Source organism: Arthrobacter sp. NPDC058130 (assembly GCF_042884475.1).
GTDB lineage: Bacteria > Actinomycetota > Actinomycetes > Actinomycetales > Micrococcaceae > Arthrobacter.
The window spans coordinates 80,674-107,629 of record NZ_JBHVTV010000014.1; the positions used below are offsets into that span (position 1 = coordinate 80,674).

Annotated in this window: 24 protein-coding genes and 3 pseudogenes; 12 read left to right on the top strand and 15 right to left on the bottom strand. The window is 67.6% G+C overall.

Going from position 1 to position 26,956, the window contains the following annotated elements:
• Positions 1 to 56 precede the first annotated feature (56 nt).
• From ACFVTM_RS19595 to ACFVTM_RS19605, 3 genes are all read left to right on the top strand, one after another.
• Positions 57 to 647 (top strand): TetR/AcrR family transcriptional regulator, encoded by a 591-nt coding sequence (locus ACFVTM_RS19595; protein ID WP_390205631.1) that lies wholly within the window; start codon positions 57 to 59, stop codon positions 645 to 647.
• 133 nt (positions 648 to 780) lie between these two features.
• The gene (locus tag ACFVTM_RS19600) at positions 781 to 1,437 is read left to right on the top strand and encodes a D-alanyl-D-alanine carboxypeptidase family protein (RefSeq protein WP_390205632.1); all 657 of its coding nucleotides are present in this window, start codon (positions 781 to 783) and stop codon (positions 1,435 to 1,437) included.
• Between the two features lie 136 nt (positions 1,438 to 1,573).
• Positions 1,574 to 2,545, top strand: a complete 972-nt coding sequence (locus tag ACFVTM_RS19605; protein WP_390205634.1) for a helix-turn-helix domain-containing protein — start codon at positions 1,574 to 1,576, stop codon at positions 2,543 to 2,545.
• 55 nt (positions 2,546 to 2,600) lie between these two features.
• On the opposite strand, the gene ACFVTM_RS19610 is transcribed toward ACFVTM_RS19605, so the two are convergent.
• Both ACFVTM_RS19610 and ACFVTM_RS19615 read right to left on the bottom strand, forming a co-directional pair.
• Complete coding sequence (locus ACFVTM_RS19610; protein ID WP_390205635.1) at positions 2,601 to 3,614, bottom strand: isopenicillin N synthase family dioxygenase; 1,014 nt, start codon at positions 3,612 to 3,614, stop codon at positions 2,601 to 2,603.
• A 179-nt stretch (positions 3,615 to 3,793) separates the two neighbouring features.
• A pseudogene (locus ACFVTM_RS19615) lies at positions 3,794 to 5,257 on the bottom strand (APC family permease); the annotation flags it as partial.
• A gap of 313 nt (positions 5,258 to 5,570) precedes the next feature.
• Between ACFVTM_RS19615 and ACFVTM_RS19620 the strand changes: the two are divergent.
• A complete protein-coding gene (locus ACFVTM_RS19620; protein WP_390205636.1) occupies positions 5,571 to 6,980 on the top strand; it encodes an aldehyde dehydrogenase family protein in 1,410 nt (469 codons plus the stop codon).
• A gap of 27 nt (positions 6,981 to 7,007) precedes the next feature.
• Here ACFVTM_RS19620 and ACFVTM_RS19625 read toward each other — a convergent pair whose 3' ends face one another.
• From ACFVTM_RS19625 to ACFVTM_RS19635, 3 genes are all read right to left on the bottom strand, one after another.
• Positions 7,008 to 9,182, bottom strand: coding sequence for an elongation factor G-like protein EF-G2 (locus tag ACFVTM_RS19625; protein WP_390205637.1), 2,175 nt, complete (start codon positions 9,180 to 9,182; stop codon positions 7,008 to 7,010).
• Positions 9,183 to 9,272: 90 nt separating this feature from the next.
• Positions 9,273 to 9,671 carry a hypothetical protein gene (locus tag ACFVTM_RS19630; protein ID WP_390205638.1) on the bottom strand — a complete coding sequence of 133 codons (399 nt, stop codon included), beginning with the start codon at positions 9,669 to 9,671 and terminating at the stop codon, positions 9,273 to 9,275.
• A gap of 235 nt (positions 9,672 to 9,906) precedes the next feature.
• Positions 9,907 to 10,185: a hypothetical protein gene (locus tag ACFVTM_RS19635; protein WP_390205716.1), complete on the bottom strand. Its 279-nt coding sequence runs from the start codon at positions 10,183 to 10,185 to the stop codon at positions 9,907 to 9,909.
• On the opposite strand from ACFVTM_RS19635, the pseudogene ACFVTM_RS19640 reads away from it, so the two are divergent.
• Positions 10,132 to 10,308, top strand: a pseudogene (locus ACFVTM_RS19640) (FCD domain-containing protein); the annotation flags it as partial. The gene ACFVTM_RS19635 and the pseudogene ACFVTM_RS19640 overlap by 54 nt on opposite strands.
• A gap of 61 nt (positions 10,309 to 10,369) precedes the next feature.
• Positions 10,370 to 10,645 (top strand): hypothetical protein, encoded by a 276-nt coding sequence (locus ACFVTM_RS19645; protein WP_390205718.1) that lies wholly within the window; start codon positions 10,370 to 10,372, stop codon positions 10,643 to 10,645.
• A 136-nt stretch (positions 10,646 to 10,781) separates the two neighbouring features.
• Here the strand turns inward: ACFVTM_RS19645 and ACFVTM_RS19650 are convergent, their stop codons facing one another.
• The 6 genes from ACFVTM_RS19650 to ACFVTM_RS19675 all read right to left on the bottom strand — a co-directional run bounded on the left by ACFVTM_RS19650 (position 10,782) and on the right by ACFVTM_RS19675 (position 16,551).
• Positions 10,782 to 11,204, bottom strand: a complete 423-nt coding sequence (locus ACFVTM_RS19650; RefSeq protein WP_390205639.1) for a heat shock protein transcriptional repressor HspR — start codon at positions 11,202 to 11,204, stop codon at positions 10,782 to 10,784.
• Between the two features lie 15 nt (positions 11,205 to 11,219).
• Positions 11,220 to 12,203: a DnaJ C-terminal domain-containing protein gene (locus tag ACFVTM_RS19655; protein ID WP_390205641.1), complete on the bottom strand. Its 984-nt coding sequence runs from the start codon at positions 12,201 to 12,203 to the stop codon at positions 11,220 to 11,222.
• Positions 12,204 to 12,344: 141 nt separating this feature from the next.
• Complete coding sequence (locus ACFVTM_RS19660; protein ID WP_390205642.1) at positions 12,345 to 13,016, bottom strand: nucleotide exchange factor GrpE; 672 nt, start codon at positions 13,014 to 13,016, stop codon at positions 12,345 to 12,347.
• 2 nt (positions 13,017 to 13,018) lie between these two features.
• Positions 13,019 to 14,881, bottom strand: a complete 1,863-nt coding sequence (dnaK, locus tag ACFVTM_RS19665; protein WP_390205643.1) for a molecular chaperone DnaK — start codon at positions 14,879 to 14,881, stop codon at positions 13,019 to 13,021.
• A 322-nt stretch (positions 14,882 to 15,203) separates the two neighbouring features.
• Positions 15,204 to 15,659, bottom strand: coding sequence for a hypothetical protein (locus ACFVTM_RS19670; protein WP_390205644.1), 456 nt, complete (start codon positions 15,657 to 15,659; stop codon positions 15,204 to 15,206).
• Between the two features lie 91 nt (positions 15,660 to 15,750).
• Positions 15,751 to 16,551 (bottom strand): TetR/AcrR family transcriptional regulator, encoded by an 801-nt coding sequence (locus ACFVTM_RS19675; RefSeq protein ID WP_390205645.1) that lies wholly within the window; start codon positions 16,549 to 16,551, stop codon positions 15,751 to 15,753.
• 135 nt (positions 16,552 to 16,686) lie between these two features.
• Between ACFVTM_RS19675 and ACFVTM_RS19680 the strand changes: the two genes are divergently transcribed.
• Entirely contained in the window at positions 16,687 to 17,649 is a 963-nt protein-coding gene (locus ACFVTM_RS19680) for an NAD-dependent epimerase/dehydratase family protein (RefSeq protein WP_390205647.1), read from the top strand.
• Positions 17,650 to 17,688: 39 nt separating this feature from the next.
• On the opposite strand, the pseudogene ACFVTM_RS19685 reads toward ACFVTM_RS19680, so the two are convergent.
• Positions 17,689 to 20,102: pseudogene (locus ACFVTM_RS19685) on the bottom strand (MMPL family transporter).
• A gap of 191 nt (positions 20,103 to 20,293) precedes the next feature.
• On the opposite strand from ACFVTM_RS19685, the gene ACFVTM_RS19690 reads away from it, so the two are divergent.
• Positions 20,294 to 20,806, top strand: coding sequence for a MarR family winged helix-turn-helix transcriptional regulator (locus tag ACFVTM_RS19690; RefSeq protein WP_390205649.1), 513 nt, complete (start codon positions 20,294 to 20,296; stop codon positions 20,804 to 20,806).
• Between the two features lie 16 nt (positions 20,807 to 20,822).
• Here the strand turns inward: ACFVTM_RS19690 and ACFVTM_RS19695 are convergent, their stop codons facing one another.
• Complete coding sequence (locus ACFVTM_RS19695) at positions 20,823 to 22,166, bottom strand: APC family permease (RefSeq protein WP_390205651.1); 1,344 nt, start codon at positions 22,164 to 22,166, stop codon at positions 20,823 to 20,825.
• Between the two features lie 153 nt (positions 22,167 to 22,319).
• Between ACFVTM_RS19695 and ACFVTM_RS19700 the strand changes: the two genes are divergently transcribed.
• From ACFVTM_RS19700 to ACFVTM_RS19715, 4 genes are all read left to right on the top strand, one after another.
• Positions 22,320 to 23,135: a methyltransferase domain-containing protein gene (locus ACFVTM_RS19700; protein WP_390205653.1), complete on the top strand. Its 816-nt coding sequence runs from the start codon at positions 22,320 to 22,322 to the stop codon at positions 23,133 to 23,135.
• A gap of 136 nt (positions 23,136 to 23,271) precedes the next feature.
• Positions 23,272 to 23,712 (top strand): hypothetical protein, encoded by a 441-nt coding sequence (locus tag ACFVTM_RS19705; protein WP_390205655.1) that lies wholly within the window; start codon positions 23,272 to 23,274, stop codon positions 23,710 to 23,712.
• Between the two features lie 196 nt (positions 23,713 to 23,908).
• Positions 23,909 to 24,460, top strand: coding sequence for a dihydrofolate reductase family protein (locus ACFVTM_RS19710; RefSeq protein WP_390205657.1), 552 nt, complete (start codon positions 23,909 to 23,911; stop codon positions 24,458 to 24,460).
• Positions 24,461 to 24,522: 62 nt separating this feature from the next.
• The gene (locus tag ACFVTM_RS19715; protein WP_390205659.1) at positions 24,523 to 25,146 is read left to right on the top strand and encodes a LysE family transporter; all 624 of its coding nucleotides are present in this window, start codon (positions 24,523 to 24,525) and stop codon (positions 25,144 to 25,146) included.
• Positions 25,147 to 25,184: 38 nt separating this feature from the next.
• Here ACFVTM_RS19715 and ACFVTM_RS19720 read toward each other — a convergent pair whose 3' ends face one another.
• Together ACFVTM_RS19720 and ACFVTM_RS19725 are read right to left on the bottom strand one after the other, a co-directional pair.
• Positions 25,185 to 25,376 carry a PaaX family transcriptional regulator C-terminal domain-containing protein gene (locus ACFVTM_RS19720; protein WP_390205711.1) on the bottom strand — a complete coding sequence of 64 codons (192 nt, stop codon included), beginning with the start codon at positions 25,374 to 25,376 and terminating at the stop codon, positions 25,185 to 25,187.
• A complete protein-coding gene (locus ACFVTM_RS19725; RefSeq protein ID WP_390205660.1) occupies positions 25,373 to 26,944 on the bottom strand; it encodes a long-chain fatty acid--CoA ligase in 1,572 nt (523 codons plus the stop codon). Before ACFVTM_RS19725 ends, ACFVTM_RS19720 begins: the two co-directional genes overlap by 4 nt.
• Positions 26,945 to 26,956 lie beyond the last annotated feature (12 nt).

Here is a 26,956-nt window from a genome sequence, read left to right on the forward strand (position 1 = left end):
CGGAAAAGTAAGCTGTGCCACAAGAGTCCGACGCCAGAAAATTGGGGAGCTGCCCGGTGCCAAAGATTGTCGACCACGACCAGCGGCGGCTCGAACTTGTCGATGCGACATGGCGGACCATCGCCCGGCTCGGCATCGAAAGTGCCACCATGCGGGAGATTGCCCTCGAGGCCGGGTTTGCGAACGGCGCCCTCAAGCCGTACTTCCCCACGAAGGATGACCTGCTGACTTTTGCGTTCGGGCACGTGTTCAACCGCACCAATGAGCGCATCGCGGAGGTCACCGCCGGGCAGTCCGGGCTCGCGGCCCTGAGATCGTTCTGCGTCGAGGTGCTGCCCCTGGATGAGGAGCGGATCAACGAGGCCCGGATTGTGATTCCGTTCTGGCAGAAGGCCATCAACGATCCCGACAAGGCCCGGATCCACCGGGACTCGATGCAGCAGTGGCTGGCGGCGATGCAGCAACACCTCGCCGAGGCGCGCCGGTCCGGAACCGTGACTACCGCCGTCGACGACGCCGCGCTGGCCGGGCAGCTGCTCAACTTCCTCCTCGGCGCGCAGATCACGGCGGCCCTGGCCCCCGAGGGCCAGGTGGAGCTCGGCCTGAACGAGCAGCTGGAGGGATTCCTGACCCTGCTGGGAAGCTGAGGCGCGCGGCCGACGGAGGCCGGCCGGCTCTTGACCGCGACCCTCTCGACGGCGCGCCTGCAGACGGGTACTGTTCCCCCATCTTGTTCCGGACAATTCTTGGGGGGCAACCGTGCTTAGAAGAATCAGCAGGATGACAGGTGCCGTGGCGGGTCTGGTGCTTTCGCTCGGCATGATCGCACCGCCGGTGACGGCAGTGGCCTCGGTGGGTTACGACCTCGACACGGCCTCCAGCCTTCAGGTGGTGGTCAACAAGCACCGGCAGCTGAACCCGACCGGGTATGTGCCGGGGCCGCTGGTCGCAGTCCAGGGGGAACGGTTGCGCGCGCAGGCCGCGGACGCCTACAAGCAGTTTGCCAGAGCGGCCAAGTCGGCCGGCGTGAATGTCCTGCCGATCAGTGGCTACCGCTCGTTCAGCCAGCAGGCCAGCCTTTACGACAGCTACGTCCGCCAATACGGACAGGCGACGGCCGACACGCTTGCCGCCAGGCCCGGCTACAGCGAACACCAGACGGGCCTTGCCATGGACATCGGCAATGCCAGCGGAACCTGCGCCCTGCAGGCCTGCTTCGCAAATACTCCGGCGGGGAAGTGGGCGGCCACGCACGGCTGGGAGTACGGGTTCATCATCCGATATCCGGCCGGCGCCGAGGCCACTACCGGCTACACCTACGAGCCATGGCATATGCGCTATGTCGGACGGGCCGTCGCCCAGGACATGAAAGACACCGGCATTGCCGCCCTGGAGGATTACTTCGGCCTGGAAAAGGCACCCGATTACCTCCGATGACCGGAGATCTTTTTTCGCCGAGTGTCGAAAAAAGATGACATTCGAAGGCGGCGCCGCTACCCTGAAAGGACTGTGTCCCACGACACAGTCCAAAAAACGGTACAGTCCCCAAGATACGACGGCGTCAGGATCTTCGATGACCGCAGTTGCAGCCCGCCCCCTCGCCAGCCCTGCCGGACAGGACGTCCACACCAGCACGGCGGCCTCCTTCGACCATTGGAGGCATCTGGTCGCGGAGTCCTTTGTGCCCCTGGCCGCCTCGACCGCCGATCCGGACAACTTCCGTGGCCGCATGCGGGCCCGACGGCTGGACCGCGTGGCCATCGTCGAAGTCTCTTCCACCGGCCATGAGGTCCACCGCACGCCGGCGCTGATTGCCCAGTCCAACCAGCGCTACTTCAAGCTCAACCTCCAACTGCAGGGCACCGGCCTCCTCATCCAGGACAACCGCGAAGCCCTCCTGCGCCCGGGCGATCTGTCCATTTACGACACCAGCCGCCCCTACACGCTGGCCTTCGAAGAGGACGCCCGGCTCATGGTGGTGATGTTCCCCTGGGACGCAATGTCCCTGCCGGCGGACTGCATCGCGCAGCTCTCGGCGGTGCGGATGGCTGCCGACGGCGGCCTCGCCGCGATCGTCGGCCCCTTCATCGCCCATCTTGCAGAGAACCTGGACGCACTGGGCGGCCCGAGCGGGTCCCGCCTGGCCACGAACGCCCTCGATCTCGTGTCCACGATGCTGCATTCGGAGCTGGACATGTCCGCGGACCGGATGAGGCCGCAGGCCCTCCTGGCAGCCTCTGTCCGCGAGTACATCGACGCCCACCTGGCCGATCCGCTGCTCTCGCCCGCGTCCATCGCGGCGGCCCATTTCATCTCCACCCGGCACCTGCACAACGTCTTCCATGAGTCCGGGACCACCGTGGCGAGCTGGATCCGGACCCAGCGGCTGGAAGGGGCGCGCCGCGAACTGCGGGATCCGCTCCTGGCCGGGATGCCGGTGGGGGCCGTCGCCGGGCGCTGGGGCTTCCTGGACGCCGCCCACTTCAGCCGGTCCTTCCGTGATGCCTTCGGCGAATCCCCCAGCGACTGGCGGCGCGGCGCCTGAGCAGGACCTTCGCCGGCGGCTAAAAGCACCTGCCATCGCCGGCGCCGCGGGGACGTCAGCTTGTGATCAGATCCGCATGGTGATCTGCGGCAACGTTCGGGTGCGCCCGGAGCCGGTAGCGAAGGGCGTTGTCCCCGTAGGTTTCCAGAATCGGGCTGTTGGTCGGGTCAACCGACAGTCCGCGGGCTTTGGCCTGAAACTCCGGGCTCACCGCAAGCTTGGGCATGGTCGCGTCCAGAGCAGGGTTGTAGAAGAACGGCAGAGAGATCCGGTCAGTGCCGCGCAGGGGCGAGATCACGCGGTGCAGAGTCGCCTTTAGGTAGCCGTTCGTGGCCAGCTCGAGCATCTCGCCGATGTTGACCACGAATGTTCCGGGCACCTGAGGTGCGTCGATCCACGTCCCCTGGTACTCGACCTGGAGTCCGCCCTTTCCTGGTTCGACCAGGAGGAGCGTCAGGACGCCGCCGTCGCGGTGGGACCCGACGCCCTGCTTCGGCTCCGGGTTGGATTCCCCTGGATAGCGCACAATCTTGAGCAAGGGGAACGCCCGTGCGGCAAACGCCGCGTCGAAGGTGTCCTCGGGCGCTCCGAGGGACACGGCAAGCGCCCGGAGGAGAGTGAGGGAGATGGCACTTAGCCGCTCGGTCCACTCGGAGACAATCGCCCGCATTTCGGGCAGCGCATCCGGCCACAGGTTTGGCCCCTCCAGGCGCCAGTAGTCAGCAACGCCGGCACCCGGCTCCACAGCGTCACGCTCGACGCCGATGTCTATCTGCTCACGCCAGTCGACAGCTCCGTCCGTGAGTTCGCCGCCGACGCGGGTGTAGCCGCGGAACTGCGGGCTGTGGACGTTCTCGATGGCGAGCTTCTGTTCCTCGGGCAGTTCGAAGAAGCGGCGTGAGACGTCGAGAACAGCGTCGGTGAGCTCTTGCGGGATGCCGTGGCCGGCCAGATAAAGGAACCCGACTTCATGCATGGCGTTACGCAGTTCGTCCCGAAACCGGGAGGCCTCCTCCGGCCCCGCAGTCAATCGAGAGAAGTCAAGGACGGGCAGTGATTCGAGTGACAATGCTTTTAGTCCTTTAGCGCTAGATTGGCAAACCGAAGCCTGTATTTGCTCCAATGTTACGGAAGGAGTTCCGGCTGTGGGGACAAACGTGTCGAAATATGTCATCCGGAGCGGGGCACTGCCTCACGGCAGCCTTGAGGCAGTGCCCATCGCTACGCCGTGATCCCTGCCGGCGCTGCCCGGCGTTCCACGCCGATTTCCACCAGGACGCCGGCCGCAAAGACAACGGGGACCGCGACCAGCAGGCCAATCGCCGTTTCGGCGCTGCCGCCGATCAGTGCCGTGAAGTTGCTGACCACCAGGGACAGGACCCAGCCCAGCAGCACGGTGGCCAGGACCGGCGCCACCGCCGTCTGCCAGAGCTGACCGGCGACCCTTTCGCGGCGGAAGTACGCGACGACGGCCAGGGACGACAGCATGTAGAGCACCAGGAGTGCCGCCACGGCCAGCCCGCTGAACCAGGAAAAGAGGGTCAGGACGGGATCCAGGGACAGCAGGGCGAACGGCGCCACGAGCAGGAGCGCGATCACGGTCTGGACGCGCGCCGCGACGGCAGGGGCGCGGTGCCGGTTGGTCCTTGCCAAGGCGGCGGGCATCGATCCCCGCAGTGCCAGCGAATGGAGGTAGCGGTTGATGCCGTTGTGGAAGGCGATGATGCCGGCGAGCAGGGACGTCACCAGCAGGATGCCGGTAACGGTTCCGGCCCACGGCCCGAACAGCTCCACCATCGGCGTCAACACGAACGACGTCGAGTCACCCGACTCGAGGGCCGCACCTGCGGCATCGATGACGTGCGAGGGGCCGTAATAGCTGACCAGCATCCACGAAATGAAGGAGAAGAACACCGCGATCACGCCCACCGACAGATATGTGGCGCGGGCCACCGTGCGGTGCGCATCCTTGGCCTCGGCCGAGTAGATGGCCGTGGATTCGAAGCCGAACATGGATGCGACAGCGAACATGATGGCCACGCCCGGGGCGCCGGTGGCGATTGCCTCGGGAGAGAAGGACGCCGCCACGCTGAGCCCCTCTGGCCCGCCGCCGCGCAGCAGCACGGTGACCCCGAACATGAGCAGGATCGCGACCTCCAGGCCCACGAGCAGCGCCAGGACCCGCGCCCCAAGTTCGATGTTGAGCGATCCCAGCACCTGCACGCCCGCCATGGTGAGCACGGCGAGCAGCCACCACGGCACTTCGACGCCGGCGGTCCCGAGGACGCCCGAGAACGCCGCACCGTACAGCCCGTACATCGCAGCCTGGACGGTGCTGTACGCCAGCAGCGCGAGCCACGCGGCGCCGGCGCCGGTCTTCCGCCCGAAGGCGGCAGTTACATAGGCGTAAAAGGCGCCGTTGGCCTGGATCCTGCGGCTCATCGCGACGAACCCGACGGCGAAGATCACGATGACGATGCCCACCACCAGATACGCCCCGGGCGCCCCGGCCCCGTTCCCGAGGGCCGCAGCCAGCGGCGACGCCCCGACGATGCCGGTCAACGGCGCCTGGGCGGACAAGACAAAGAAGAGAATGCCCATGACGCCGACGCTGCCGGCGCGCAGCGCGGTGGAATGCTCCGTGCGGGGACGTGCCTCCGCGGTCCGGGACTCGGAATTTGAAATACTCATCGGATCCTTCTTAACGGTCATGAGTCTGGGAAATGACGGCCTGGGAAATGCTGGAAAAATGCGGCCTGAATAATGGGAGGTGCTCCTGCACCGTGCAAACCAGCATGGCAGGTGATGCCCGTCACCCTTTTGTCGATTAGTGACCGGTTGTTGTTCCCCAGCGCAATGGAACCCAGCGCAATGGCCTCCGGGGCCGGCGTGATCATTCGCACTGGGTCAACTGCAGTTCACGCAAAGACAAGACTGCACGCCCGGCGCCGGAGGAGACTCGGACATGACAGAGACGCCCGCGCACAAGCCTCTTAGTGCCTCACCTACTCGATGTGGAGTAACCATGGAAACCTACGACGCCCTTCTCGCCTCGATCACCCCGACGTCCGGCCCGACCCGGACCATCCTGGACCCGGCCACCGGCACCGCGGTCGGCGAAGCGCCGGTCCACACCGTCGCGGACCTCGAGAACGCCATCGCCGCCGCCACTGCCGCGCAGCCGGCCTGGGCCGCGCTGGGCCACGACGCCCGGTCCGCCGCACTGCTCAGGGCCGCCGACGCCGTCGAACGCTCCACCGAGGAACTCGCCCGGCTGCTCTCCCGCGAGCAGGGCAAGCCGCTCAACGGCCCCAACGCCCGCTTCGAGGTCGGCGCCTGCGCCGCCTGGCTCCGCACGGCCGCCGCCACGCCCCTGGACCCGGAAACCCTGGTGGACGACGGCGAGACCCGCGCCGAACTGCACTACCGGCCCATCGGCGTCGTCGGCGCGATCGGCCCGTGGAACTGGCCCATGATGATCACCGTCTGGCAGCTCGCCCCCGCCCTGCGGATGGGCAACGCCGTGGTGGTCAAACCCTCCGAATACACCCCGCTCTCCGTCCTGGCCCTCGTCGAAATCCTCAACCAGGAACTCCCCGACGGCCTCCTGACCGCCGTCTCCGGCGGCCGCGAGGTCGGCGCCCGGCTGGCCGAACACCCCGGGATCGGCAAGATCATGTTCACCGGCTCCACCGCCACCGGCAAGGCCATCATCAAATCCTCCGCCGACACCGTCAAGCGCCTCACCCTGGAGCTCGGCGGCAACGACGCCGGCATCGTCCTGCCCGACGCCGACCCCAAGACGATCGCCGAGGGCCTCTTCTGGGGCGCGTTCATCAACACCGGCCAGACCTGCGCGGCCCTCAAACGCCTCTACGTCCACGAGGACATCTACGACGCCGTCTGCGAAGAACTCACCACAGTCGCCGCCGCCATGCCGATGGGCAACGGCCTGGACGAGAACAACGTCCTCGGCCCGCTGCAGAACCGGGCCCAGTACGACATCGTCGCAGGGCTCGTGGACGCCGCCCGGGACTCCGGCGCCCGGATCCTCACCGGCGGCAACCCGGAGCAGGACCGGCCCGGCCACTTCTACCCCACCACCCTCGTCGCCGACATCGACAACGACAACCCGCTCGTCGCCGAGGAACAGTTCGGCCCCGCCCTGCCCATCATCCGCTACACCACCCTGGACCAGGCCGTCGCCCTGGCCAACGGGCTCGACGTCGGGCTCGGCGCCTCCGTCTGGTCCTCCGACCCCGCAGAAGCCCGCAAGGTCGCCGCCCGGCTCGAGGCCGGGACCGTCTGGATCAACAAACACGGCGCCGTGGACCCGCGCATCCCCTTCGGCGGAGCCAAGCAGTCCGGCTACGGCCTGGAATTCGGCACCGAAGGCCTCAAAGCCCTCGGCATCCCCCAGATCATCAACGGCTGAGCTGGCCCGGCGGCCGGTTCTGGGCCATCAGTGCAGCGGCTGCGGCACGGGTTCGTGCCGCAGGTAGCTGCGCCGGAACCGGCCGCTGCCGGCGGTCAGGGCCCGCAACTCCACCGAGTAGCGCAACAGTTCCTGGTCCGGAACCTCGGCAAGGATCTCCGTGCCGTCGGCCCCTGCGGAGGTGGTTCCGGTCAGCCGTGCCCGCCGGGAGGACAAGTCGCTCATCACGGCGCCCACGTGGTCCTCCGACACGCTGATGGTCACGGACGAGACCGGCTCCAGGAACTGAATCCGGGAGGCCGCCGCCGCTTCCCGGAGGGCCAGCGCGCCGGCAGCCTGGAAGGCGGCGTCGGAGGAATCGACGCTGTGGGTCTTGCCGCCGATCAGCGTGACCTTGATATCCACCACCGGGAACCCCGCGGAGACGCCCTTCTGCATCTGGGCCCGCACGCCCTTTTCCACCGAGGTGATGAACGGCCCGGGAATCACCCCGCCCACCGTCTTGTCGACAAACTCAAACCCGGCGCCGCGGTCCAGGGGTACCACCTCGATGTCGCAGACGGCGTACTGGCCGTGGCCGCCGGATTGTTTGACATAGCGCCCGTGCCCGGCCGCCGGCGCGGCAAACGTTTCGCGCAGCGGCGTGACCACCGGGACGGTCTGCAGGTTCACGCCCTGGTCCCGCAGCCTGCCCAGGACGACGTCGGCGTGGGCCTCGCCCATGCACCACAGAATCAGCTGGTGGGTTTCGGCATTGCGTTCCACCCGCAGCGTGGGATCCCCGGCGGTGACCTTCCCCAGATTCCTGGCCAGGGCGTCCTCGTCGCCGTGCGTGGCAGCTTCGACGGCCACTGGCATAAGCGGATCCGGCATGTCCCAGGGCGCCACCAGCAGCGGAAGATCCTTGGCCGAAATCGTGTCTCCGGTCTCGGCGGTGCCCAGCTTGGTCAGTGCGCAGATATCCCCGGCCACGCAGAACGGCACAGGCCGCAGCCCCGATCCCAGCGGCGAGTAGACATGGGTGACCCGCTCGTCGCTGTCGTGGTCCTCGTGGCCGCGGTCGGCCATTCCGCGGCCGCCCACATGGATGGCCGCGTCCTCACGCACGGCACCGGAGAAGACGCGCACCAGGCAGACCCTGCCGAGGAACGGATCGATTGTCGTGCGGACCACTTCGCCGAGCAGCGGGCCGTCGGGGTCGCACCCCAGCGGGCCGACGGGCACGCCGGCGAGGTCCGTCGCCGCCGGGACGTCGTGCTCCGCGGGCGTTGGAAAGGCGCGAACCAGGACGTCCAGCAGCTCCGCCAGGCCCAGCCCGGACTCCGCTGACGCCGGCAGCACCGGGTGAAAGGACCCGCGCGCTACGGCCGTCTCGAGATCGGCGATCAGGACCTCGGGGGCGATGTCCTCACCCTCGAGGTAGCGGTCCATGAGCGACTCGTCCTCACTTTCGGCAATAATCCCCTCGATCAGCGCACCCCGCGCGGACTCCGCCGCGGCAAGTTCGCCGTCGGTCGCGGCCCGCGTCGTCGGCGTCGGTTCTGCCTGGCCATACTGGGAAACCGTCCCGCTCAGCAGCCCCAGCAATCCGGTGGTGCCGGCGTCCGCGGGGACGGGCAGGTAGAGCGGCAGGATGGTGTCGCCGAAAGCCAGATGGCAGCGGGCGACGGCGGCGTCGAAATCCGCGCGCGGGTGGTCCAGGCGGCTGATGACCACGGCCCGAGGCATGCCGAGCCGTTGGCACTCGCTCCAGAGCGCGGTGGTCGCGGCGTCGATGTCGTCGGTGGCCGAGACGACAAAAAGCACTGCATCCGCCGCCCGCAGCCCGGCACGCAGCTCGCCGATGAAATCCGTGTAGCCCGGGGTGTCCAGGAGGTTGATCTTGATGTCCCCGACCGTCACCGGCACCACCGCCAGCGCAACGGAACGCTGCTGGGCGATGGCCGAGGGATCCGAGTCGCTCACCGTGGTGCCCTCGGCGATCGAACCTTTTCGCGTGATAGCTCCGGTGGCGGCCAGCAAGGCCTCGGTGAGCATCGTTTTTCCGGAACCGGAATGGCCCACCAGTGCCACGTTCCGGATCTTGTCCGGCTGCTCCGGCGGCGCAGCACCGTTGGCTTCCGCCCTCCGGAGGTCAGAGGTGCCCCGGGCCGGGCCCCTTGACGGGCCCTTTAACGGAGTTTTTGCGCCTTTCGACGGCATGGAAACCTCCTGGCGTCGGATCCACTCGAGCCCTGCAGGGCCCTTTGTAAGGATTGGACACCCTGGGACGCCCGGACAGCAAGGGCTTTTTCACGCCGCGGCCGGAGCAACCATGGACCCGGATGCCGCCCGGTTCCGGAGCCAACGGCCCAGGGCCTTGCCTTTGCCCTTCCACCAGTTGTCTTCGTCGGCGCCCTGGTGCCACCGGAAGATGACGGCAACCAGGATGAAGACCCCGGCGCCGACGTCCTGCCAGGAGCCGGCAGCGGCATCGATGAGCACGCTGAACGCCATCACCAGGATCGAAGGCAGGGCAAGGGTCCGGAACATCGTGTTGGCCAGGTACCGCCCGTGGGACCGCGGCACGGACACCGCTCGGAGGAAATCGAAGCACAGGCAGACGACCACGAGGGATTGCCCCAGGGACATCAGGATGTGCCCCGGCACGGTGCCGGCAAACAGGACGGCTGCCTGAAGTCCCGGGCTCACCGCGTGCCCGCAAATGTTGCCGTGGACGGATCAAACTCGACTGGATCATGCATGCGATGCCCCCCGGCGTCTACGCTGCTTCGCTGGCTCCGCGCCCGGGTCCCCCGCAGGATCTGTGAGCGTGTCAGCCAGAACTTCCTGACACTCCAATTCAACGCGCCACGCAGGCCTGAAGTCACGCATATGAGGTACCCGACTATCGGATGGCCGGTTACCTGTTCGCACTCCGGTGTACTCAGTTTTTTCCGGCGGATACTTGCCCGGGCAGCGCCCGCCGTGACAGCGAAAGGTGACCGTTGACACAGCGCGGCAATCCATCGTGGATATCCGTCCCGGCGGCGGAGCCGACGGCGGGGCAGTGCTGGTCGGGGAACCGGGATCCGAATTCGTCAACCTGCTCAAGCTCCAGCTCGCACTGGGTCAATTCGACCAGAACGAGGTACTGGAAACGCGGATCGCATTGGAAACCTGGTGCTGTGAAGCCGCGGTACGGGCCAGCGATCAGGACCACCACGAACTGGCCCTGATCCTGGATGCGATGGATGACCCCGACATTTCAACAGCAGAGTTCAACCGACTGGACGCCGCATTCCACGTCCGGATCGCCGAATCAACAGGGAACACACTTTCCTCCCACCGGATGGGCTCGCTTCGGACGGTAATCAACCGCCAGATGTGGGCTGCCGATCCTCCACGACATGCTCGCCGGTTCCCAGTGCGCCTGGTTCTCCGAGCTGTTCCCCGCCAACACCCGCACCTCCGGGACGTCCATTGGATACCAGTTCTCGGCGGCCATCTCGGGCTTTATCCCCCTGATCGCAGCAGCCACGGCGGCCGCCTGGGGCTGGAGCAGCGTGGCAATCGTCTACATGGCCTGCGGCGCGATCGGGCTCATCGCGGCCCTGGTCATGCGGGAAACCTGGGGTCGGCGCGACCGCGCCGCCGTCGACCAGCTCATCGCGTCCGGCAAGTAGGCATCCGGGCAGCACGCAAGCCTCCAGCACAAGCGGCCCAACACAGGCGGCGCCCCACGCAAGAAACGGCTGTGCCCGGGACCAATTGGTCCCCAACACAGCCGTTTGGCACATCCGTTTGGCACTGCCGCTTGTCCTAGTCGATCCCCCGCGGCCGCCAAACCACCAGCGCCTGCGACCTCGCCTGCGGTCGCTTGCCGCGGGCCAGGCTGACCACGTCGCCGGCAGCCCCGGCGGCAAAGATCCGCGAATCCGTAGTCGGGCGCCGGCGGCCCAGCTCCTCGGTCAGTTCACTGACCCGGCGCTGCAGCGCAGCCACCTGGTTCTCCAGCTGCAGGATCCGCTTGATGCCCTCCAGCGACACCCCCTCGTGCGAGAGCCGCTGGACCTCGCGGAGCATGTTCACATCCCGCTGCGAATAGCGCCTCGACTTGCCCGGGGCGCGGCTGGGCGAGACGATGCCCATCCGGTCGTATTGACGCAGGGTTTGCGGGTGCATGTCCGCCAGTTCCGCGGCAACGGAGATGACGAAGATCGGCTGATCGAAGTCGATGGCCATGGCTGGATCCCGTCCTTAGAGCCGGGCCTTGGCTGCCAGGCCCGTGCGGACGTCCTCATCCGCGGTTGCGGCGGCGAAGGCCTTCACGGCCTCCTCCGCTTCCTTGTTCAGCCTCCGAGGAACGGCGACGTCGATTGTCACCAGCAGATCGCCGGTGGCCTTCGCGTGCTTGACGCCGCGGCCCTTGACGCGCAGCGTCCGGCCCGAGGGCGTGCCGGCCGGAACCCTGACCTTGACCTTGTCGCCGTCGATCGTGGGAACCTCGATATCCGCGCCCAGGGCGGCCTCCGGGAAGGAGACCGGGACGTGGATCCGCAGGTTGTCGCCGTCGCGGACGTAGAAATCGTGGGGCTTCACCGAGACGGTGACCATGAGGTCGCCGTTGCCGGCGGGGCCGTACTGGCCCTTGCCGCGGACACGGACCTTTTGTCCGTCCTTGATTCCGGCGGGGATGCGGACGTCGATCACCTCGCCGTCCGGTTCGCGGAGGCCGATCGTGGTGCCGCGAATTGACCCGGCAAATGAGATCGAGGTGGACGCGTTGCGGTCCGCGCCCTTCTGCGGAGTCCGCTGGAAGGTCTGGCCCCCGCCACCGAATCCGCCGCCGCCGAAGAGATCTGCGAACTCGGGCGGAATGCCGCCGGACGTGCTGTAACCGCCGGAGTGGCGGCCCCCGCCGCCGGTGAAGAGACCGCCGAAGAGGTCCTCGAAGCCGGCCCCGCCGGCAGCCCCGCCGCCACCGCCGGGGGCAAAGCGCGCGCCGCCGCCCATGGCACGGATGGCATCGTACTGCTGCCGCTCATCCGGATCGGAGAGCACGGAATAGGCCTCGGAGATGTCCTTGAACTTCTTCTCCGCCGCCGCGTCACCGGCATTCGTATCCGGGTGGTGCTGCCGAGCAAGCTTCCGGTAAGCCTTCTTGATGTCGGCGTCGGAAGCGTCCTTGGCGACACCAAGGATCTTATAGAAGTCCTTGTCCACCCAGTCCTGGCTAGCCAATGGCGTTTCCTCTCAAATCTGTTCTTACGGGCGCTGAGCAATACATGGGCCCCCGCCCCTTCGCGTGGTGGCTTGGTCCTTGCGGACCAAGCCACCCGGCGGAGGGGCGGGGCCCCCTCATCCGCGAAGGCGAAGGTGACGTTACGCCGGAACAGCCACAATCACCTGGGCTGCGCGGAGGACGCGGTCGCCGGACTTGTAGCCCGCGCGCAGGACCTGACTCACGGTGTCGAGCTCGACGTCGCCGGGCTGCTGGATGAGGGCCTCGTGGATGGTCGGATCGAACTCCACGCCGGTCTCATCGATGCGGACCAGTCCGTACGTCTTCAGCGCGGCCTCCAGCTTGGCTGCGATCGCGGCGAAAGGGCCGTCCGCGAGGTCGCCGTGCTGGCGGGCGGCGTCGACGTCGTCCAACACCGGGAGCAGGGAGTTCAGGACGCCGATGACGGCCATCTCCCCTGCCACGGCGCGGTCGCGTTCGACCCGTTTGCGGTAGTTGACGTACTCGGCCTGCAGCCGGCGGAGGTCATTCCTGAGCTCCTCTGCCTCAGCGGCCCCCACGCCCTGGGCCACGGATTCCTCCGCAGGCACCTGGACGCTGTTCAGGATGTCCTCGGCCTGGGAAAGAGCGTCCCCGGAGTCGGAATCCCCTGCGGTGGCGCGCTCCTGGTCGGGACGGCGGGCCTGTCCGGTCTTCGGGTCAACCTTGCGGTTGTCGTGGATGACCGGTTTCTGCGGCTCGTTCTCCTGATCGTTGCCCTGGCTCCGGCTCCCGGAAGAACCGTGCTCTTCTTCGTTACCGTGGTGCGGCATGATTACTTCTTCTCGTCTTCGTCAACGATTTCGGCATCGACGATGTCCTCGTCGGAGCCGGCCGCCTGCTCGCCTTCGGGGGCACCGTGCGCGCCGGTGGCGCCGTCAGGCGATCCGGCGTGGGCGTAGATGGCCTCGCCGAGCTTGGACTGGGACGCCTGCAGCTTCTCGAACGCGGTCTTCACGGCTGCGTCATCGGTGCCTTCAAGCGCCTTCTTGAGGGCGTCGACGTCGGCCTTGACCTCGGTCTTGACCTCTTCGGGCAGCTTGTCGGCGTTGTCGGCGATCAGCTTGTCCACGGAGTACGCGAGCTGCTCGGCCGTGTTGCGGGTGTCGGCGGCCTCGCGGCGGGCCTTGTCCTCGGCTGCGTGCTCCTCGGCGTCGCGGACCATGCGGTCGATGTCTTCCTTGGACAGCGCGGTGCCGCCGGTGATGGTCATGGACTGCTCCTTGCCGGTGCCCTTGTCCTTCGCCGAAACGTGCACGATGCCGTTGGCGTCGATGTCGAAGGTGACCTCGACCTGCGGGACGCCGCGGGGAGCCGGAGCGATGCCGGTCAGCTCGAACGTGCCCAGCGGCTTGTTGTCGCGGGTGAACTCACGCTCGCCCTGGAAGACCTGGATGGCCACAGACGGCTGGTTGTCATCCGCGGTGGTGAAGGTCTCGGACCGCTTGGTGGGGATGGCGGTGTTGCGTTCGATCAGGTGCGTCATGATGCCGCCCTTGGTTTCGATGCCAAGGGACAACGGGGTGACGTCGATCAGGAGCACGTCCTTGCGTTCGCCCTTGAGGACACCGGCCTGCAGGGCGGCGCCGACGGCGACGACCTCATCGGGGTTGACGCCCTTGTTGGGCTCCTTGCCGCCGGCCAGTTCCTTGACGAGTTCGTAGACGGCCGGCATGCGGGTGGAGCCGCCGACGAGCACGATGTGGTCGATCTCGGAGAGCTTGATGCCGGCTTCCTTGATGACGTCCTGGAACGGCTTCTTGGTCCGGTCCAGCAGGTCCTTGGTGAGATCCTGGAACTTGGCGCGGGTCAGCTGCTCGTCCAGGTGGACCGGGCCGTCGGGGGTGACGGACAGGTACTGGAGGGAGACGTTGGTGCTGGAGGAGGACGAGAGTTCCTTCTTGGCCTGCTCAGCGGCCTCGCGGAGGCGCTGCAGGGCAATCTTGTCCTTGGTCAGGTCGATGCCCTTGACCTTGAGCTGGTTCAGCAGGTACTCCACGACGCGCTGGTCCCAGTCGTCGCCGCCGAGGTGGTTGTCACCGGCGGTGGCGCGGACCTGGATGGTGGAGAAGTTGTCCTCGTCCTTGCCGACTTCGAGGAGGGAGACGTCGAACGTTCCGCCGCCGAGGTCGAAGACCAGGATGAGTTCGTCTTCCTTGCCCTTGTCCAGGCCGTAGGCCAGGGCGGCCGCGGTGGGCTCGTTGACGATGCGCAGGACGTTCAGGCCGGCGATTTCCCCGGCTTCCTTGGTGGCCTGGCGCTGGGCGTCGTTGAAGTAGGCCGGGACGGTGACGACGGCGTCGGTGACCTTTTCGCCCAGGTAGGACTCGGCGTCGTTCTTCAGCTTCATGAGGATACGGGCGGAAATTTCCTGCGCCGTGTACTTCTTGTCGTCGATCGCGACGGACCAGTCAGTGCCCATGTGGCGCTTGACGGAGGCGATGGTGCGGTCAATGTTGTTGACGGCCTGGCGCTTGGCGATCTCGCCGACCAGGACCTCGCCGGACTTGGAGAAGGCAACAACCGACGGCGTGGTGCGGCCACCCTCGGCGTTGGCAATGACGGTGGGCTCGCCGCCTTCGAGAACGGAGACAACGGAGTTGGTGGTTCCGAGGTCAATACCTACTGCACGTGACATGGATGGCTTCCTTACTTTCCTGGAATCTTGCGGAGATGGCCGCGGACCACGGTGGTTTCAACCAGATCGGGCCCGACCGTTATTGAGCGATCTACACTCAACTTTACCCAGACTCGGACATTAGTCAATCCAAGTTGAGCGTCATCCACTCAACTTTGCCATCTAGTCCGGGCCGCGACCGGTCCCCGCACCCTAAATTCCCCGGATTTCAGCACGTGCAACCACCCCCGGGCGGCATTTCGCCCTGCGCGAACCTGCCCGCAGGCCCATGGCGGGGACCAGCCGGCGCCCGCGCCGGCTGGTCACGCCAGCTTCCTTCACGCTAGTCGTCGCCCCGCACGGCGTCGCCGTCGGCAGACTCTCCCGCTGCCGGCCGGCCGGGATGCTCGGGACTGGATGTTCCGGCGGTCCCGTAGTCACCTTCGGGATACTCCCCCTCCTCGACGACGCCGGTGGGCTCACCCGAGACCCCGCCCTCGCCGTAGTCGCCCTCGGGATAGTCGCCTTCCACTTCGCCGACGACGGCCGCTCCGGCCACGCCGGCGTCGCCGTAGTCCCCCGTCGCATATCCCCCCTCGACGGCCGTAGGCGGAACTTCGCCTGCCGCGCCGGCGTCGCCGTAGTCGCCCTCGACGTACTGCCCCTCTGGCACCGCGGCCTCCGCTTCACCCTCGGCTGGAACCGCATCGGCGTTTTTGGGCGCCGCATTTCCGGACATGCTCTCTGCGGACATGCTCTCTTCAGGCCTGCTGTCTTCGGACCTGTTCTCTTCAGACATGGATGGATCCTTCCTGGACGCATCGGGCGCGCCCGTGCGGGCGCAGGGGCAGTCTATCGAGCGCCACCGCGGGGCAACAGGGGAACCTGATTTATAGGGCAGCGCCGGTCGCCGGCAGCCCGGCGACATCGGCCAGCACAGCGAGGTGGTGGCTAAAAAGCTCCTCCCGGGCGGTGAACGTGTCGGCGCCGTACTGGCCAAAGACTTCGAAGCTGACGGCGCCGAAGAGCGAGGTCCAGGCCAGGGCGCCGCGGGCCAGAAGGTCATCCGGCACCGCCAGGCCGAACTCCGCCCGGATTTTTGCCAGATCCCCGGCCAGCCCCGCAACCACGGCAGGACTCCGCCGGCCCGTGGCGGCAAGCCGCCCGGCCCGGAAGGCGCCGTCGAGGATTCCCATGAGGTTAGTAATCACCCTGATGCCGGGACCGGTGGTCCGCTCGGCCGGGGCCTGGTATCCGGGCACCGGACTGCCGAAGAGCAGGGCGTAGCGGGCGGGTTCGCGCAGCGCCCAGTCCCGCACCGCGCGGCCCAGCGCCGCAAAGCGGCCGCCGAAGTCGGCTTCCGGCACCGCGCCGACGGCGGCATCCACGTCATCGCCAAGCTCGTTGTACGCATCAATCAGGAGAAGGGTCAGCAGCTCCTCGCGGTTCTCCACATAGCGGTAGACCGCCGAGGAGACGACGCCGAGATCGCGGGCCACCGCCCGGAGGGACAGCGCGGCGGCGCCGTGCAGCGCCAGGTGCTCCCGGCCCAGCCGGACAATATCGGCGACCGTCTGGGCCCGGGCACGCTCGCGCGGGGTGCGGGGCCGGGCAGTCGCGGCATCCGGAAGAGCATCACCGTCAGCATCAACGTCAGCTTCGATTCCGGCTTTAATCCTGTCTTCTGGCATGAGTCCAGCATTTCACAAACAAGAGCACTGTCAACAAATGTGAGCGCCGCTCTTGACTAATGTGCCCGAGGGGCACATCCTGAGTTGAGAGAGCACTGCTCTCCCATCATTAACGGCGATTCTAAGGAGATCGGAATGTCTCAGCCAGAAGCCTCCGGGCAGCAATCGCGCGGGCTCTATGTCGTGACAGGGGCCGGCCCCGTGGGCTGGACCGTCGCTGAACAGCTGGCCGCGGCAGACCACCGCGTGCGCATTCTGACGAGGTCCGGAGGCGGGCCGACCCACCCGCTGGTCGAGAAAATGTCCATCGATGTTTCGGAGCCCGCCCAGCTCGGCGAGGCCTTCCACGGCGCCGCGGCCGTCTTCCACTGCATCCACGGCTCGCGGTACAACGCCGACGTCTGGGCGAGGGAACTCCCTTCAGCCGAGCACAGCGTGCTCGCGGCGGCGGGCGAGGCGGGCGCCGTCGTCGTCTTCCCGGAAAGCCTGTATTCGTACAGCGAACCGGAGAAGATCATGGCAGAGGACAGCCCCCGGCTGGCCCAGGGCGGCAAACGAGGTGTCCGCACGGCACTTCTAAAGGCCCGCGCGGCATCTGCCACCGCTACAGTCAGCATGGTGGCCGGCGATTTCTTCGGCCCGCGGGTCCGCAATTCGCACGCAGGCGAGCGCATGGTCCGCCCCGTCGCGGCCGGCAAGCCAATGCAGGTGGTCGGGCGGGCGGACCAGCCGCATTCCTTCACCTATGTTCCCGACCTCGCGGCCGCCATGATTGCCGCGGCGGACAAGCCGAACATGTGGAACCGGGTGTGGCATGCGCCGACCGGGCCTGCACTGAGCCAGCGCGAGCTTGCTGGGGCATTCGCCAAGGCAGCCGGCGCCCGGGCCCCGCGTGTCACGGCGGTACCCGGATGGGCACTGAAGGCGATGGGGGTGTTTTCCCCCGATATGCGCGAAATTGCCGAGACGCTGTACCAGTTCCAGCGCCCGTTCGTGATGGAGTCCGCAGCAAGCCAGGCTGCCCTGGAGCTGACGCCGACCCCGCTGCACGAAGCAGCCGCAGCCACCGTCGCCTGGTGGGGGGACGGTGGACAGTGACTGGGGGACAGTGCCGGCGGCTGCGGCATTCGGTTCCGCCTAGCGGACTCCGGCCTCCTCATTTTCCGCCGGCCGCGAGGACGCCGGCCGGGAGGACAGAGCACCACCGCGGGCCGCGGCATCGTTCCCGGGCCGGCCGAGCCTGCCGGGCCACCAGAGCCGCGGGCCGATGTCATAGGCCAGCGCGGGCACCAGCAGGGAGCGGACCAGCACTGTGTCCAGCAAGACACCGAACGCGACGATGAAGGCGAGCTGCACCAGGAACATGATCGGAATGACGCCCAGGGCCGCGAAGGTGGCGGCGAGGACCACCCCCGCCGAGGTGATGACCCCACCGGTCACACTGAGGCCGCGCAGGATGCCGGGCCGGGTGCCGTGGTTGAGGGATTCCTCCCGGACCCGGCTCATCAGGAAGATGTTGTAGTCAACGCCCAGCGCCACGAGGAAGACGAAGCCGAACAGGGGCACCGTTGCATCTGCGCCCGGGAAGCCGAAGACGTTGTTGAACACGAAGGCTGAGACGCCCATCGCCGCTGCGTAGGACAGGACCACTGAGGCGACCAGCAGGACCGGGGCGAGCACCGAGCGGAGCAGCAGCATGAGGATCACCAGGATCACGCCCAGAACCACCGGGATGATGGTGACGAGGTCACGCTGGGCCGTGGTGTTCGTGTCCAGGGCGGTCGCCGTCACGCCACCGACCAGCACGCCACCGTCAATCTTCTTCAGCTCCTGGCGGAGCGACACCACAACGTTTTCGGCTTCGGTGGAGTCCGCGGCGTAGTTCAGCGTCGCGTTGATCAGGACCTTCCCGTCGCGGGCCGCCGGGGCCGTGGGGGCACTCGGGTTGGCCGGGTTGGCCGGGGCGCCAGTCATGATGGGGGCGCCGCCATCGGCCAGCAGGTAGGCGTCCCCGACGCCGTTGCTCACCTTGACCCGATCCAGCACCTGTTCGGCCTTTGCCTGGTCGGCCACGATCACCGCCGGGCTGCCGGACCCGGCGTCGAAGTGCCGGCCCAGGGCATCTTGCCCGTCGACGGCGTTGGAGGCGGTGAGGATGACGTCAGTCTGGGCCACGCCGTTGGCCTTGAGCTGCAGGATGCCGGCACCGGCCACAAGGAGCAGCAGGACCGAGGCAACCCAGACGGTGCGCGGCCGGCGGGCAACGAGGGAACCGCGGTGGCCCGCCACAGTCCCTTCTGGCCCTCCAGCCCGGTCACCAGCTCCGGTTCCCGCTGGGTATCCGGGAGCAGCCTGGGCCGGAACGGCCAGAACGCGGCCCGGCCCAGGAGCGCCATCAGGGCCGGCAGCAGGGTCAGTGCCGCGAAGAGCGCGCAGAGGATGCCCGCCGCTGCCACCGGGCCGAGTGCCTTGTTGGAGTTGAGGTCGGAGAACAGCAAGCAGAGCAGCGCAATGATTACGGTGGCGCCGGAGGCAAGGATCGGCTCCCAGGCCGCCTTCCACGCGGTGAGCGCGGCGGCCGTCCGGTCGGTGGTGTGGGTCAGGGCTTCTCGGAACCGGGCCACGTACAGCAAGGCGTAGTCGGTGGCGGCGCCGATCACCAATATGGACAGGATGCCCTGGCTTTGGCCGTTCAGCTGGATCCAGCCGGCCTTGGCCATGCCGAACACCAGCAGGATTGCGGCGCACAGCGCAAACACGGACGTGAACAGCACCATGACGGGCAGCAGCAGGGAACGGTAGACGACCAGCAGGATCAGAAACACGGCGCCGAGGGCCACGAACAGCAGGATGCCGTCAATGCCGGCGAAGGCACTCACTAGGTCCGCCGTGAGCCCGGCCGGTCCGGTAACGAAGGCCCGCATTCCTGCCGGCGCGGACGCCTGGACCTCGTTGCGCAGTTCCTTGACCACCGTCTTCACTTCCGCCGAGGAAGGAATGGGCACCACGAACTGGACTGCCTTGGCGTCCCCGGAGGGGATGGGGCCGATCACCGTGCTGCCGGCTTGCAGGGCCTCCAGCTTGCCCTTGAGTGCCGCGGCCTCGCGGAGCTGGGCCGGGGTGAAGGCGGAGTCGCTCTCAACCACGATCACCGCGGGAATCTCCTTGGACTCCCGGAACTTGGCCTGCCAGTCCGCGACCTCGGTGGCCTCCGCCCCGGCGGGAAGGAAGGATGCCTGATCGTTCGATGACACCTCGCTCAGGCGGCCGAATGTCGGGCCACCGACGCCGGCGATCGCCAGCCAGGCCACGACAAGCACGGCGGGAACCAGCCATCGCAGCCAGAACGGGACGCGCGCAGTTCGGTTTCTGCCCCGCTTTCGGTTTTCTGCGCCGCTTTCGGACGATCGCGCCGCTGATCCGGGGCGCGGTGGCCCGATTTCGCCGCGGATTTCCGAAAGTGGTGGGCGCGTGGAATCTTTCATGTGTCCTTCCGGGCGTACGTTGCGGTGGGACCGACATTCAGCTCCATAGTAGACTATCTCTATCATGGAGATAACCCTGGGGTGGTGTGGCCGGAGGAGAATGGTGGGAAGGCCATCGCCGTCCGCCGCAGAAACTTCCGGGCTGCAGCAAACACTGCACTAAACTCGCCAAGTGGCCGTGAACGACGCCGGCCGGCCGCGGCCAGACCGCCGCGGCCACACACAAGAACGCCGCATTTACGAAAGGGAGATACGCCGTGTCAGCCGAAGCCCCGGGAACCCCCGCCGCGGCCGGCCCGCCGCCCCTCGTCCGGCTCCTGCAGGAATTCACCCTCGAAGCCAACCGCTACGTGGATTCCGCCGGCGGCCGCCATGACATGCACCGCACGGACCTCAACGCCCTTGCCCTCATGATGCGCCACGCGGCGCGGAACCAGATTGTCACGCCCGGCGTGCTCCGGAAGGAGCTGAACCTCAGCTCCCCGGCCACCACCGCCCTGGTGGACCGGCTTCACAATTCAGGCCACGTAGTCCGCGAGCGCGAGGGCGCTGACCGCCGCCAGGTTCAACTGCGCATGACCCCCAAGGCCTACCGGGACGGCGGCGCAATGTTCCTCCCGCTGGCCCGCCACATGGGCGCTGCAATGGAAGGCTTCACGCCGGAGGAACTTCAGATTGTTACCCGGTTCATGAACTCCATGATCGATGCCACCGTCCGGGCCGGCGAAGAAGCCGCCCGAGGCCCTTCACCGGACAAGGCCCCCGGCTGACGCACCGCACGCACCGTCACAGGTGCGCTGCAGCCTGCCGCCGCCCAGCCGGCTCCGGCTGCCCGGCCTTCGGCGTCACGTCGGGCCGCCGGCCGGAAAGCGTGCCGACCACGACGGCGGCCGCTGCCAGTCCCAGCGGGATCCCGAGCGCCCAGCCGCTGAAGAGCAGGACCGCCACCATGACGACGGCGGCCACCATGACGCCGTACCAGGCGACGGTCCGCGGCCGGAGCAGCCGGATGCCGGCGGCCAGGCCAAAGGCGGTGACGGCCGTGAAGCACGCCGAGGCTGCCCCGATCTGGAACTGCATGTCGGTGAGGCCGGCAATGGCCGCGGCGAAGGACAGCAACGTCAGGACGGCCAGGGTTGCCAGGCTTCCGGCGGGCACTTGTCCCCGCCCGGCGCCGCGGGCAAGGGCCCGCGGCAGCACGCCGTCGAACGCCAGCGCGGCCCCGAGCCGGCTGGCGCCGGCCACGAACGTGTTGATGGGGCCGAACGTGAGCACGGCGGCGGCGACGGCCGTGAGCGGGGCCGCCAGTGAGCCCAATCCTTTCTCCAGCAATGCCGCGACGGGCACCGGCGTAGCGGGCAGTTGCGGGCCGAGGACGGCCACCGAGGCGGCGACGACGCCGATGTAGACCGCGCCCACCACAATCAGGGTGAGCCAGGTGGCCCGCCGGAGATCGCGCCCGGGGTTCCGGAACTCCCCGGCCAGGTGGGAGACGGCTTCCCAGCCGGCGAAGCAGAAGAACAGCAGGCTCGCGGCACCGCCGACCGCCCAGTAGCCGTGCGGGGCAAAGGGCTGGAAATTTTCCGCCTTTGCATGGGGCGCTGCGAGCACCACAGCGAGCGCGAGCAGCCCCACCAGCAGCACCATGAGAGCCAGTTGCATGCGGCTGGAAACCATGATGCCGACGGCGTTGCTCGCGAAGGCGGCCAGCAGGATCACCGCCGCCGCGAGGACCGCGGTGTCCCGTCCGCCGCCGACGGCGTGGGCGATGTAGTTGCCGCCGATCACGGCCGTTGCCGGAGCACCGAAGGGGATCGAAAAGTAGAAGAGGTAGCCGGCCACCACCGAGGCGCGGCGCCCGAAAGCGCGCTTGACGAAATGGGCGATCCCTCCGGCGTCGGGCTGCTGACGGCTCATTTCGGCGAAGCTGAACGCGACCGGAATGCAGAACACCAGCAGGACCGCCCAGGCCAGGAGCGACGCCGGGCCGGCCTCCTTGGCGGCAATGGCGGGAAGCACCAGGACGCCGGATCCCAGGATCGCCCCCACGTAAATCCCGGTGGCCCGGAACAGGCCCAGACCCTTGCCGCTGGCACTGCTACCTGCGCTGTTGCCGTTGTTGGTTTCCACTCCTCCATTCAGCCGCAGGGCCTCCGGCGCCGGAAGCGGCAAAACTGACGGTCAGCCGCAAAAAACTGCCTTCCGACGCGCTCAACCGGAAACCATTGCGGGCACGTTGGCTGGGTCCGCCCATTTCCGATCCCGGGAGGGTAGCGTTCCATTATGAGTGCGCAGCAGCCTGACGATGTGTATACGCACGGCCACCACGAATCGGTGGTCCGCGCCCACGCCTCCCGCACGGCGGAAAACTCGGCGGCGTTCGTGATCCCGCATCTCATGCCAGGAGTGACGGTCCTCGACGTCGGGTGCGGGCCAGGCAGCATCACGTGCGACTTCGCGGAGTTGGTGGCGCCGGGCAGGGTCACGGGCCTGGACCGCTCGCCCGACATCATCGCCCAGGCCGCGGCCCTCGCCGCCGAGCGCGGCGTGGACAATGTCGATTTTGCGGCCGGCAACGTCTACGACCTCGACTTTCCTGACGAGTCGTTCGACGTCGTCCACGCCCATCAGGTCCTCCAGCACCTCACGGATCCCGTCGCAGCCCTTCGGGAGATGCGGCGCGTGGCCAGGGCCGGCGGGATCGTGGCGGTGCGCGACGCCGATTTCCACGGCATGAGCTGGTACCCGGCCATCGCCGAGCTGGACGACTGGATGGAGCTGTACCAGCGGATCGCCCGCCGCAACGGTGCCGAACCGGACGCCGGACGCCGGCTGGTGTCCTGGGCGCAGGCGGCCGGCTTCACGGACGTGGCCCCCTCCAGCAGCAACTGGCTCTACGCCACCAGCCAGCAGCGGCGGTGGCAGGCGCGGGTGTGGGGCGAACGGGTGGTGCATTCATCCTTCGCCGACCAGGCGCTCGAGTACGGCTTTGCCAGCGAGGCGGACCTGGCCCGGATCTCCGCCGGCTGGCACCGGTGGGGCTCGACCGACGACGGCTGGTTCCTGATTCCCAACGGCGAGGTCATCGCCCGGGCGTGAGGCCTTCCGCCGGGCTGCGGTCACAGCACCTCCACAGCAACCCGAAAGTGCAGCCATAACTCCGCGTCCGACGCTGGTTCCAGGCCGAATCCTCGGCCGGTCCGGAATCCGGGCCCCAGCGAAGGAGTTTTTCACAATGGCAAAGATCAACAAGGCTACTGCGGGCATCATGCTCGCCGCGGTGATCGGCGGCGGCGCCATCGGCGCGTCGACCATCCCCGCGATGGCTGCCGATTCCAGCGGCAGCTCGTCCTCGACCCAGGCCACCGGTGGCTACGGCACGGGCGGCCAGCGCGGCCCGCACCAGGCCAACGGGAAGACGGAGGAGGTCCTCACCGGCGACACCGCCACGAAGGTCGAAGCGGCGGTGAAGGCCGCCCAGCCGGATGCCACGATCGAGCGGATGGAGACCGACGCCGACGGCGCCACCTACGAAGCCCACATCACCAAGGCGGACGGCACGCGCGCCACCGTGCTGCTGGATGCGAACTTCACCGTGACCGAAACCCAGGAAGGCCAGGGCGGCCCGGGCGGGGACCACGGCGGCCCGGCCGCGGACTACACCTCCAACGGCTGACCCCGAGCGGGCCTTGGGCACGCCCCCGGGCATGCCCAAGGCCCGCGAACCGCAAACCCGGTCCTCGATTTCAGCATCTCTTTCAGCATCGCAGCCGGCGTCCAGGACGTTCGCCCACGAATTCTCAACAGGCATTCCCTGCCTCGCTATCTCCCGATAGGGTGCACGCAGTACACCCTTGAATAAGGAGAACCCCATGCGCAAAGTGACGGCCGGCCTGTTCTGCTCGGTGGACGGCGTGGTTGAAGATCCGTTCCTGTGGCAGTTCGACAGCTTCGACGATGAACTGGGCGCCGGGATGGGCGAGATGATGGGCCGGATCGACACCGGGCTCCTGGGCCGCGTCGGGTACCAGCAGTGGGCGGAATACTGGCCCAATGCCGAAGCCGACGCTGACTTCGGCGGGTTCATCAACCCGTTGCCCAAATTCGTAGCATCCCGGACCCTGGCCGGGAGCCTCGAGTGGCAGAACTCGACCCTGATCGAGGGACCGCTGGAAGCCTTCGTGGCGGACCTGAAGAACGGCGACGGCGGCGATATCGGCGTCTTCAGCAGCATCTCGCTGGTCCGCCAACTGCTCTTCGCGGGCTTGCTCGACTCGCTGATGCTGATTGTCCACCCCGTCATCGCCGGCAGTGGCCGGCGGCTCTTCAACGACGGCGACCCCCTGACCCGGCTGGAATTGCAGTCCTCCCAGCAGACCAGCAAGGGCAACATGATTCTCAGCTACGGCCTCCGCGGCAGCTGACTCCCGTCAGCTGTCCCGGCGTCCCGCCAGGCAGACCACTACCGGGACCGTAAACTTGGTTCGTGCAACCCTCTCTTTGGCTGGCCCTGGCCGGCGCCGGCGTCCTGATCAGCTTCACTCCCGGTGCGGGCGCCATCAACACCATGAGCAACTCCCTGAACTCGGGATTCCGCCGCTCCATGTGGGGCATCCTGGGCCAGCAGGCCGCCCTGGTGGTACACATCCTGATCGTCGCCCTCGGCGTCGGGGTACTGGTGGCAAGCTCGCCGGTCGCATTCAACGTGATCCGCTACGCCGGGGCCGCCTATCTGGTGTACCTGGGCATCCGGCAATTCCTGCGCAAACCGGACCTTGACCAGGAGAAAGCCGCCGCCCTGCGCAACGAACCGGCCCTGTCCATGTTCCGCCGCGGCCTCTGGGTCAATCTGCTCAACCCCAAGGCCGTCGTCTTCTTCCTGGCCTTCATGCCCCAGTTCATCCGACCGGAGCAGCCGCTGCTCCCTCAGTACGCGGTCCTGTCCGCCACCGTGATCGTGATCGACATCCTGGTCATGTGGTTCTTCTTCGCTGCGGCGGCGCGATCGTTCCAGCGCTTCACGCACGACGCCGCCGGGCAGAAAGTCCTGAACCGGACATTCGGCGGGCTCTTCGTCGGCGTCGGCATCCTGCTGGCCTCAATCCACTAAGCGGGTACGCCGGTGGCGGGCGGTGACGCCGCGGAGGGTCAGAGCCCGGAGGTCACCGACAGCACCCGCGCCGTTACCGCCAGTTCGGGAGCCTCCCGGGCCACGACTTCCTCGACGTAGGCGGTGGCAGTCCTCGGCCAGCCTTCGGGCAGGAGCTCGGCGGAAAGGTCCGGGTCGCTCCACGGGAACGCCCGCCAGGCGTCCATCAGCTCGGTCCTGACCCCCGTCAGACTTGGCCGGGCGTGAGCTTCCGCAGGTCGGCCTTCCGGATCTTGCCGCTCGCGGTCCTGGGCATTTCTGCCACGAAAACCACGGACTTGGGGATCTTGTACCGCGCGAGCCTGCCCTCGAGGTGGGCGCGCAGCTGTTCTTCCGTGAGCCGGGTGCCTTCGCGCAGCAGCACGACGGCCCGCGGCACCTCGCCCCATTTCTCGTCCGGCACGCCGATCACCGCGACGCTGCCGACGGCGTCGAGCTCGGCGATCGCCTGCTCCACCTCGGCGGGATAGATGTTCTCCCCGCCGGAGATGATCATGTCCTTGAGCCGGTCGGAGATGAATACGAATCCGTCCGGATCCTTGTAGCCCATGTCTCCGGACTTGAACCAGCCGTCGTCTGTGTAGGAATCCGTCGAGGCCTCGGGGCGGTTCCAGTACTGGTGAATGACGTTGGGGCCCTTGATCTGGATTTCGCCCACCGTTCCGGGCGCGGCCGGGCCCGCCGCCGGGTCCAGTGGATCGGCCACCCGGACATCGGTGAAGAAATGCGGCAGCCCGGAGGATCCCGCCTTGTCCCGGGACCGCGCCGCCGGCAATGTGGTGGCGCCGGGGGCGGTCTCGGTCATGCCGTAGCCGTTGGAGAACCGCAGTCCCCGCCGTTCGTAGGCCTCCAGGACCCGCATCGGCACGGACGACCCGCCGCACGTCAGTTTATTCAGCGAGCTGAGGTCCGTGGCGTCCCAGTCCGGATGCTCGCACAGCATCTGGTAGGTGGTGGGCACCCCGCTGATGGTCGTTGCGCGGTGCCGCTCGATCAGCTCGAGTGTCCGGCGGGGATCGAACTTGGCTTCCAGGACCACGGTGCCGCCCTTGAGGAGCGTGGGCAGGACGCCCATGTCGAGGGAGGCGACGTGGAACATCGGGGAGATCATGAGGGCCACGTCGGTGGAGGCAAAGTCGAAATCGACCAGTACGTTGATGCAGTTCCACGTGATGTTGCCGTGCGTCAGGAGAGCCCCTTTGGGGTTTCCTGTGGTTCCGGAGGTGTAGAGGATCATGGCGGCGTCGTCCAGCCCAACGGGCTCATCCTGCGGCAGCGTCGCACCGGAGGCGATCACGGCCTCAAACCCCTCCACGCCGGCACCGGGGGCGGCAACTCCGCCGCCGCCGTCGTGCACCGTTGGGTCCTCGACGACGATCCGCGAGCGCACCGCGGTCTCCGCCGTGCCGCCTTCCGCGAGCACTGTCAGCGCCGCCGAGTGGACCAGCAGGACAGCGCCGCTGTCCTGGAGCTGGAACTGGATTTCAGGCGGCGCGAGCCGGGTGTTCAGCGGGACGAAGACCGCGCCGGCCAGGCCTGCGGCGAAAAGCGTCTCCAGGAAGGAGGGATCGTTTTCGCCAAGGTAGGCCACCCGATCGCCCTTGGCCACGCCCCGGTCCCGGAAGGCGTTCGCGAGCCGGATGGAACGTTCCGCGAGCTGGACGTAGCTGAGCTGGCGCTCTCCGGCGATGACGGCGGTCTTGCTGCCCGACTTCGGGCGGCGCCGTTGCAGCCACGAGCCGATGCCAAAATTCTCCACGGCAAATCCTTT